At 72.1% G+C, this 7,983-nt stretch carries 9 protein-coding genes; 6 read left to right on the forward strand and 3 right to left on the reverse strand.

From position 1 onward, the window contains the following. Positions 1–88: 88 nt before the first annotated feature. The 5 genes from lptB (at position 89) to MET9862_RS27400 (ending at position 4,465) form a co-directional block, all read left to right on the forward strand. On the forward strand, positions 89–931 hold the full coding sequence (lptB, locus tag MET9862_RS27380) for an LPS export ABC transporter ATP-binding protein (RefSeq protein ID WP_142586083.1): 843 nt from the start codon (positions 89–91) through the stop codon (positions 929–931). Positions 932–1,229: 298 nt separating this feature from the next. After that, positions 1,230–2,816, forward strand: coding sequence for an RNA polymerase factor sigma-54 (gene rpoN / locus MET9862_RS27385; RefSeq protein WP_142586084.1), 1,587 nt, complete (start codon positions 1,230–1,232; stop codon positions 2,814–2,816). A 118-nt stretch (positions 2,817–2,934) separates the two neighbouring features. Beyond that, the gene (hpf, locus tag MET9862_RS27390; protein WP_142586085.1) at positions 2,935–3,528 is read left to right on the forward strand and encodes a ribosome hibernation-promoting factor, HPF/YfiA family; all 594 of its coding nucleotides are present in this window, start codon (positions 2,935–2,937) and stop codon (positions 3,526–3,528) included. Positions 3,529–3,665: 137 nt separating this feature from the next. After that, complete coding sequence (gene ptsN, locus MET9862_RS27395; protein ID WP_142586086.1) at positions 3,666–4,133, forward strand: PTS IIA-like nitrogen regulatory protein PtsN; 468 nt, start codon at positions 3,666–3,668, stop codon at positions 4,131–4,133. Then, complete coding sequence (locus MET9862_RS27400) at positions 4,130–4,465, forward strand: hypothetical protein (protein ID WP_142586087.1); 336 nt, start codon at positions 4,130–4,132, stop codon at positions 4,463–4,465. Before ptsN ends, MET9862_RS27400 begins: the two co-directional genes overlap by 4 nt. Before the next feature lie 152 nt (positions 4,466–4,617). Here the strand turns inward: MET9862_RS27400 and MET9862_RS27405 are convergent, their stop codons facing one another. From MET9862_RS27405 to ftsE, 3 genes are all read right to left on the reverse strand, one after another. After that, positions 4,618–5,397, reverse strand: coding sequence for a YdcF family protein (locus MET9862_RS27405; protein ID WP_142586088.1), 780 nt, complete (start codon positions 5,395–5,397; stop codon positions 4,618–4,620). 267 nt (positions 5,398–5,664) lie between these two features. Then, on the reverse strand, positions 5,665–6,588 hold the full coding sequence (locus MET9862_RS27410) for a cell division protein FtsX (protein WP_142586090.1): 924 nt from the start codon (positions 6,586–6,588) through the stop codon (positions 5,665–5,667). 110 nt (positions 6,589–6,698) lie between these two features. Continuing rightward, positions 6,699–7,391, reverse strand: coding sequence for a cell division ATP-binding protein FtsE (ftsE, locus tag MET9862_RS27415; RefSeq protein ID WP_142586089.1), 693 nt, complete (start codon positions 7,389–7,391; stop codon positions 6,699–6,701). 299 nt (positions 7,392–7,690) lie between these two features. Here ftsE and MET9862_RS27420 point away from each other — a divergent pair. After that, positions 7,691–7,983 (forward strand): MJ0042-type zinc finger domain-containing protein (locus MET9862_RS27420; protein ID WP_185157027.1); only part of this gene is annotated, 293 nt, incomplete at its 3' end.

A 7,983-nucleotide genomic window follows, 5' to 3' on the forward strand; every position in this document is an offset into this window, starting at 1 on the left:
GCGCGCCGAAGCCGGGCGACAAGGCCGCCGACAAGCCGGCGGACGCCGAGGCCGCCAGGGCGCGGGCGCAGGCGAATTGAGCGGCGCCGTGACGTTCGATCCGGGGCACGACCCCGCTCCGCCGGTCGCCGTCGCCCGGCCGTCGCTCCTCGGCCGCCTGTTCGGCCGCGGGCGGGCAGCCGCCGAGGCCGCGGATGCCGAGGGCGGCCCTGGCATCCTCAGCGTGCGCGGCCTGCGCAAGAGCTACGGCGCCCGCACCGTGGTGCACGAGGCCGGCCTCGTGGTCCGCACCGGCGAGGCGGTCGGCCTGCTCGGGCCGAACGGCGCCGGCAAGACCACGATCTTCTACATGATCACCGGGCTGGTTCCGGCCGACCGCGGCCATATCAGCCTCGACGGACTGCCGATCACGCAACTGCCCATGTATCAGCGGGCGCGCCTCGGCATCGGCTACCTGCCGCAGGAGGCCTCGATCTTCCGCGGCCTCACCGTCGAGGACAACATCCGCGCCGTGCTCGAGGTGGCCGAGCCCGACCGCAAGGAGCGGGCGCGCAAGCTCGAATCCCTGCTCGAGGAGTTCGACATCGCGCGCCTGCGCAAGTCGCCCTCCATCGCCCTGTCCGGCGGCGAGCGGCGGCGCTGCGAGATCGCGCGGGCGCTCGCCTCCTCGCCGACCTTCATGCTCCTCGACGAGCCCTTCGCCGGCATCGATCCGATCGCGGTCGGCGACATCCAGGATCTGGTGAAGCACCTGAAGCAGCGCGGCATCGGCGTGCTCATCACCGACCACAACGTGCGCGAGACGCTCGGCCTGATCGACCGGGCCTATATCGCCCATTCGGGCCGCATCCTCACCGAGGGCACGCCCGAGGAGATCGTGGCGAATCCGGAGGCGCGCCGGCTCTATCTCGGCGAGGATTTCCGGCTCTGATCCACGCTCCGGGGGAGGGCGCGCCCGCCAAGTCCGGGCACGTCCGTCCGCCCCGCAGCGGCCTGTCGGAGGTCCCGCGTCTCCGGCGGGCGCATATTGCGCGCAAGCCTTCCTTAAACGAAGCTGCGGAAGAGTGCGGTGCAGGCGGCGCCGTGCAGCCCGTTCCGCGGAAAACCCGGGCCCACCGCTTTGACGGGGCGCGAGGAAGCGGCTAAAGCTAACCGAAGATACAAGCAAGAAGCGTGCCGATGGGCGCAGGGCCCTCGGCCGGCCGTCGTCGGAAGAGGCAGGGGTCCGCATGAGTCTGATGCAAAGACTCGAGATGCGCCAGGGCCAGGCCCTGGTGATGACGCCGCAACTCCTGCAGGCCATCAAGCTCCTGCAGCTCTCGCAGCTCGATCTCGCCGCCTACGTGGAAGCCGAACTGGAGCGCAACCCGCTCCTGGAGCGTGTCGAGGGCGCTGGTCCCGACGCCGCAGAGCCGCACGAGTCCGGCGCGGAGCCGCGCGAGAGCGCGGCTTTCGAGGGAGCGGACGAGGCCTGGTCCGGCACGGCCGAGCTCGATCCGGGCCGCGGCGAGATCGAGACCGGCTTCGAGACGCGCCTCGACAACGTCTTTCCCGACGACACCCCCGCGCCGGCCCGCGAGACGGCGTCCGGCGACATGCTCTCCCTGACGCCCGCGCCCTATGGCAGCACCGGGGGCAGCTTCGATGCCGAGGCGCCGGATTTCGAGGCGACGCTCACCGCCGAGACCTCGCTGCGCGAGCATCTCGCGAGCCAGCTCGAACTCGCCACCTCCGATCCCGTCGACCGGCTGATCGGCGGCTTCCTGATCGATGCGGTGGACGAGGCCGGCTACATCCGGGAATCCCTCGACGGCGTCGCCGAGCGGCTCGGCGCCACCCTCGACCGCGTGGCCGGCATCCTGACGCTGATCCAGGGCTTCGACCCGTCCGGGGTCGGCGCCCGCGACCTCGCCGAATGCCTCGCGATCCAGCTGCGCGAGAAGGACCGCTTCGACCCCGCCATGCAGGCGCTGGTCTCGCGCCTCGACCTCGTGGCCAAGCGCGATTTCGCCGCGCTCCGCCGCCTCTGCGGCGTGGACGACGAGGACCTCGTCGAGATGCTCGGCGAGATCCGCCGGCTCGAGCCGAAGCCGGGCCGGGCCTTCGGCGCCAGCGCCGTCGAGGTGCTGATCCCGGACGTGTTCGTGCGGCCCGCGCCCGACGGCTCCTGGCTGGTCGAATTGAACAGCGAGACCCTGCCGCGGGTCCTGGTGAACCAGAGCTACTACGCCCGCGTCACGCGCGGCGCGGCGAGCGACACCGACAAGGCCTTCCTCTCGGATTGCCTGCAGACCGCGAACTGGCTGACCCGCAGCCTGGAGCAGCGGGCGCGCACCATCCTCAAGGTCGCCACCGAGATCGTGCGCCAGCAGGACGGCTTCTTCCTGCACGGCGTGACGCATCTGCGCCCGCTCAACCTGAAGACGGTGGCCGAGGCGATCGGCATGCACGAATCGACCGTCTCGCGGGTCACCTCCAACAAGGCGATCGGAACGAGCCGCGGCACCCTGGAGATGAAGTACTTCTTCACCGCGGCGATCCCCGGCGCCGCGGGCGCTGCGGCCCATTCCTCGGAGGCCGTGCGCTACCGCATCAAGCAGCTCGTCGATGCCGAGACGCCGGACGACGTGCTGTCGGACGATGCGCTGGTGCAGAAGCTGCGCAGCGAGGGCGTCGACATCGCCCGGCGCACCGTCGCCAAGTACCGCGAGTCCCTGCGCATCCCGTCCTCGATCGAGCGCCGGCGCGAGCGCTACGCCCAGGGCGGGACGCAAGGGGGCTCGCAAGGCGGTGCGGCGGCCCTGGCGCTGCGGTGAGCGGCGGGGTCAGGGCAGGGGGCGCCCGCTGTTCCGAGCCGGCTCACCGGGCGCGTTGACTTCCGCGGGCGCGGCTCCTTAACCTCAGGGTCCAAGCAGTGCGTTGACCGGAGGAAACATGGGGGCTTTGCGCGTCACGGGCCACGGCCTGGACCTCGGGGAGGCTCTTCGAAGCCGTGTCGAGGAAAGGATGGCGGCGACGCTCGCGAAATACCTCGACAGCCATATGAGCGGCTCCTGCAACGGCCACGTCACGCTCCGGCGGGACGGCACCGCGTACCGCACGGATTGCGTGCTCCACCTCGTCTCCGGCCTCACCATCGAGGCGACGGGCGCCGATCACGATCCGCGGGCGAGCTTCGAGCAGACTGCGGACCGGCTGGAGAAGCGGCTGCGCCGCTACAAGCACCGCCTGAAGGACCACGCCGCGGCGCAGACGAACGGCGCCGTGGAGGCGGCCTACGCCGTGCTTGCCGCCCCCACCGAGGACGAGCCGGAGACGCCCGAAGAGGATGAGGCCGACCATCCGCCCATCGTCGCCGAAAGCACCAAGACCCTTCAGCGCCGCTCGGTGAGCGAGGCGGTGACCGCCCTCGATCTGACGGGTGCGCCGGTGGTGGTCTTCGTTCACGCTGGCACCGGACGCATCAACGTCGTATATCGGCGCAGCGACGGCGCCATCGGTTGGGTCGATCCGCCCGAGGCGGGCTGACCGGGGCGACGGGCGGGAACCGCCGGTCCGTCCGGTAATTAACGATCAGGGGTCGTCTGCGCGGAAGACGCCGGCGGCCCTTTGTGACGGTTGCGGGGTTCGCCGTCGAACCCGGCCGAAGGGGCGACGGTCCTCCCATGCCAATCCTGGAATTCCTCGATCCGGATTCCGTGGTGCCGGCCCTGCGCGCGCGGACCAAGAAGCAGGTTCTGCAGGAGCTGAGCGCCCAGGCCGTGCGCCGCCTGACCGGCCTCGACGAGCGCGAGGTCTTCGAGACCCTGCTGCAGCGCGAGCGCCTGGGCTCCACCGGCATCGGTGACGGCGTCGCGATCCCGCACGGCAAGCTGGCCGGCTTCGATCGGCTGTTCGGCCTCGTCGCCCGTCTCGACAAGCCGGTCGACTTCGAGGCGCTCGACGGGCAGCCCGTCGATTTCGCCTTCCTGCTGCTGGCTCCGGAGGGGGCCGGCGCGGACCACCTGAAGGCGCTCGCCCAGGTCGCCCGCGTGCTGCGCGAGCCCGGCATCCTGGAGCGGATCCGGGCGGCGCGGGATGCGAGCGCCCTCTACGCCCTGCTGACCCATACCCCGGCTCCCCAGGCGGCATGATCCTCTCGACCCTGCGCCGATCGCTCCTCGCCGCGCTGGTCCTCGGCCCGGTCTCCGCCCAGGCCCAGGCCGGCGCCGACGGCACCTGCCCGCGCGACGTGCTCGTGGCCCAGTCGATGCAGCGGCAGGCCATCGACCAATTGGAGCAGGCCGACGGCGACGAGGCCAAGACCTGCCGGATCTGGCGCCGCCACGTCGACACCATGCGCCGGGTCGCGAGCGTCTACGGCCGCTGCCTGTCGGGCTCGGAGCGCAACGAGCGGCTCGCCCAGGTCCAGGGTTCGGAGCGGGAATTCTCCACGGCGATCAAGACTCGCTGCCGGGGCTCCTGAGACATCCGCTGGGCCGACGCCTGCAAGGTGTCCCTCATGTCCGGGTTTCGAAAGGGGTCACCCCTTTCGTGGGGTGTCGGGGCGAAGCCCTGACGTATTCCAGGGCTCCGTCCTGGACCCGCCGAAGGCATGATCCCTTCGGAATCCCGGCCTCAGTCGAGCCGGCGGGACAGGGGCTCTGCGACCATCTTCACCGGCTTGCCGCGGCCGATCAGGATCGCGGCGCGGGACTGCTCGGGGTCGTCCTCGAAGCGGGTGCGCAGCCAGGCGGCCACGAACTTCACGTATTCCGCCGCCAGCAGCCGCGCCGTCGCGGGGCTGCGCCACCAGCGGCCCGCATCGAAGCCTTCGGCGATCACCGGGTGGGGCACCACGCCGTCCGAGCCCTGCAGGGCGTGGTCGAGCTCAATCAGCGTGCGCGGCATGTGGTAGTTCGAGGTCACCACCGTGACCGTGCCGAAATGGTGCCGCCGCATCCAGCGGCGGGTCTCGATGGCGTTGCCGATGGTGTTGCGCGCCCGGTAGTCGAGGTCGACGCAGCAGGCGATCCAGTCGCGCTGGGTCGGGTTGAGGCGGGCGATCTCGTCGCGGCTCGTGCGCTCGTTGACGCCGGTGATCAGCAGCCGCCGCCCGTAGCCGCTGGCCAGCAGGTCGATGGCGTCGCCGATCCGCTGCGCACCCCCGGTGAGGGCGACGATGCCGTCGGCCCGGCCGAGCGGCGTCCGCTCGCTGCGCTCGAGCATGCCCACGAAGCCGAGGAAGCCGCCGAGCACCGCGAGCGTGGCGAGGCCCGTCCCCGCCGCCAGCGCGGCGAGCGGCCCGCGCCGTCCGGCCCGGGGCTGCTCCGCGCGCGGCTCGGGACGGGCACCGCGTGCGATGTCCCAGCGCCAGCCGAAGGGCTCGGCGAAGTTCGGATCGAAGGCGCGCGTCATACGCGTGGACATTCTCCGACAGGATAGGGGCGATTGCGGCGGCCCGGAGGCAGCCCCCGTTAGGACGATGGTCAGGTCAAGCCATTGCGCGTCCCAGAGGTTGACGAATGGTTAACGCAATCTCGTCCCTCCGGATTCATCACGCGTTCCGCGACAAATCCCCAGCGGCGGCCGAGAGGGGCAGGTCGACCGGGCCCGCTGCCCATCCCCTGCCGAACCGGCGCGAGCCCGCCGGGACGGCGGATCCGGCGTCGCGGGATGCCAGCCTCAGGCCAGGAAGCGCCGCACCGTCAGGCGCGAGACCACCCCGGTCACCAGCGAGGCGATCACGCCGATCGCGAGCACGCTGGCATAGCCGCGCCAGCCCACGCTGAAGGCGCCGAACAGGGCCTCGATCTCGTCGCCGGCCGGTCCCGAGCGCCAGGCCCGGGACAGGAGTCCCGCCAGGGCGAAGGCCAGGAGGGCGCTGCCCGCGCCGATCGCGCCGCCGCGCAGGCCCAGGCCGAAGAAGCGGCGCTGGAAGGCCCGGGCGATGAAGTCGTCGTCGGCGCCCACGAAGTGGAGCACCTCGACCACCTCCTTGTTGCCCGCCATCGCCCCGCGCGTGGCGAAGGCGACGGCGAGGCCGGTGGCGACGAGGACCAGGGCGACGATGCCGATGCCGACGCCGACGAAGGTGTTGGCCATGGTCGAGAGGCGCTGCAGCCAGAGCACGTGGTCGTCGAGGCTCGCGACGCCTGGCAGCGCGTCGGTCAGGCTCGCGCGCAGGTGCTTGAGGTCGGGCGCGGGCGTGCCGAGCTTCAGGGTGATCAGGCGCGGCACCGGCAGGTCGGAGAGGTCGAGGCCGCTGCCGAGCCAGGGCTCCAGCAGACGCTCGGCCTCGGCCTTCGAGAAGGCCCGCGCCTCGGCGATGCCGGGCTCCGCCTTCGCGATGCCCTGCGCCTTGGCGAGGTCCGCATCGATGTCGCGGCCGGGCCCCGGTCGGACCTGGATCGTCACCTCGCGGGCGACGCTGCCCTGCCACTGCCCGGCGCTCGTCGCCACCATCTCGGCGGTGCCCGCGCAGAGGCCGGCCAGGAAGGTGAGGATGGCGATGACCGCGGCGAGCGAGCGGCTCGCGGCCGAGTCGGTCGGCACCAGGGGCGCGTTGCGCCGCAGCGGCAGGCCCGGATCCGGCGCGGCGGTCACCATCGATCCCGCAGCGGAGCGGGCGGGCGCCCGCTCCGGCGCGCGTCCCTCCGGCTGCGCCTCGTGCGCGGGCATCGCGGGCGCCTCGGGGCGCCGGGTCGTCGGATCCACCATCACTCCTCGATCCGCAGGCGGCCCTCGCCCAGCACCATGCGGCGGGCGGGCACCGCGTCCATGATGCCGAAATCGTGGGTGGCGATGATCACCGAGGTCCCGAGCTTGTTCAATTCGAGGAACAGCCGCAGCAGGCGCCGGCCGAGGCTGGGATCGACGTTGCCGGTGGGCTCGTCGGCGAGCAGCAGGTCCGGGCGGCCGATCAGTGCGCGGGCGATGGCGGCGCGCTGCTTCTCGCCGCCGGAGAGCAGCGGGGGCAGGGCGTGCATGCGCTCGCCCAGGCCCACCCAGCGCAGGAGCTCCACCACCTCGGCCCGGTAGCTCGTCTCCGCCCGGCCCTGCACGCGCAGGGGCAGGGCCACGTTCTCGTAGGTGGTGAGGTGGTCGAGCAGGCGGAAATCCTGGAACACCACGCCCATGCGCCGCCGCAGGGCGGTGAGGTTGCCGCTGGAGATGCCGCTCACCTCCTCGCCGAACACCGAGACGACGCCGCGGGTCGGCCGCGCCGAGAGCAGGATCAGGCGCAGCAGCGTGGTCTTGCCCGCGCCGGACGGTCCGGTGAGGAACTGGAAGGAATGGGGCGCGATGCGGAAGCTCACGTCCGACAGCACTTCCGGCCCGAGGCCGTAGCGCATGCCGACATTCTCGAACTGGACCACCGGCACTTCCGCACCGGGCAGCAGGCTTCCCATCTTCACCGGTCCGTCACCTCTCGAGCGCTCTCAAGCCGAAGTGGATGCCGGTTCGGCGTCAGAGAGCGCGTCACAACGAAGGCTTCGAGCCGCTCCCGGTTGCAACGCGATCGGGAGCGGCTCGAGGCCTCGACTTGCCGGGATGAAGCCCGGGGCCGGCGTTTTCAAGACCGTGCCCAGAACCGGGGGGCGGAATCGGCGCGGCCGCGGCGCTTACCGGAGCTTAACCGCGTTCGCTGACACTCGCTTAAGAAGTTCCGTGCCCAGCCCGGGCCGGGCTCGTCCGAGCGTCGCCGTTCATGCTGATCGTCTGCCCCACCTGCGCCAGCGCGTACCGGGTCGAGACCGGGCGCCTCGGCATGGAGGGGCGCTCGGTACGCTGCGCCGCCTGCCGCGAGACCTGGTTCATCACCCCGGCCGACGTGCTCGCCGCGCATGCGGCCGAACTGGAGGCGGCCGGCGACGGCGCGGCGGCTCCCGACGCGCCCTCGGATGCCGCCTGGGCCGAGGCCTCGGCGGCGGTGCGCAGCGCCGTGGGCGAGGACGTCGTCGACAACGTGCCGGCGGAGCCTCCGGCCGCGCCGCGCCGCCG

Origin of the sequence: Methylobacterium symbioticum (genome assembly GCF_902141845.1) — a bacterium.
Taxonomy (GTDB): Bacteria; Pseudomonadota; Alphaproteobacteria; order Rhizobiales; family Beijerinckiaceae; genus Methylobacterium; species Methylobacterium symbioticum.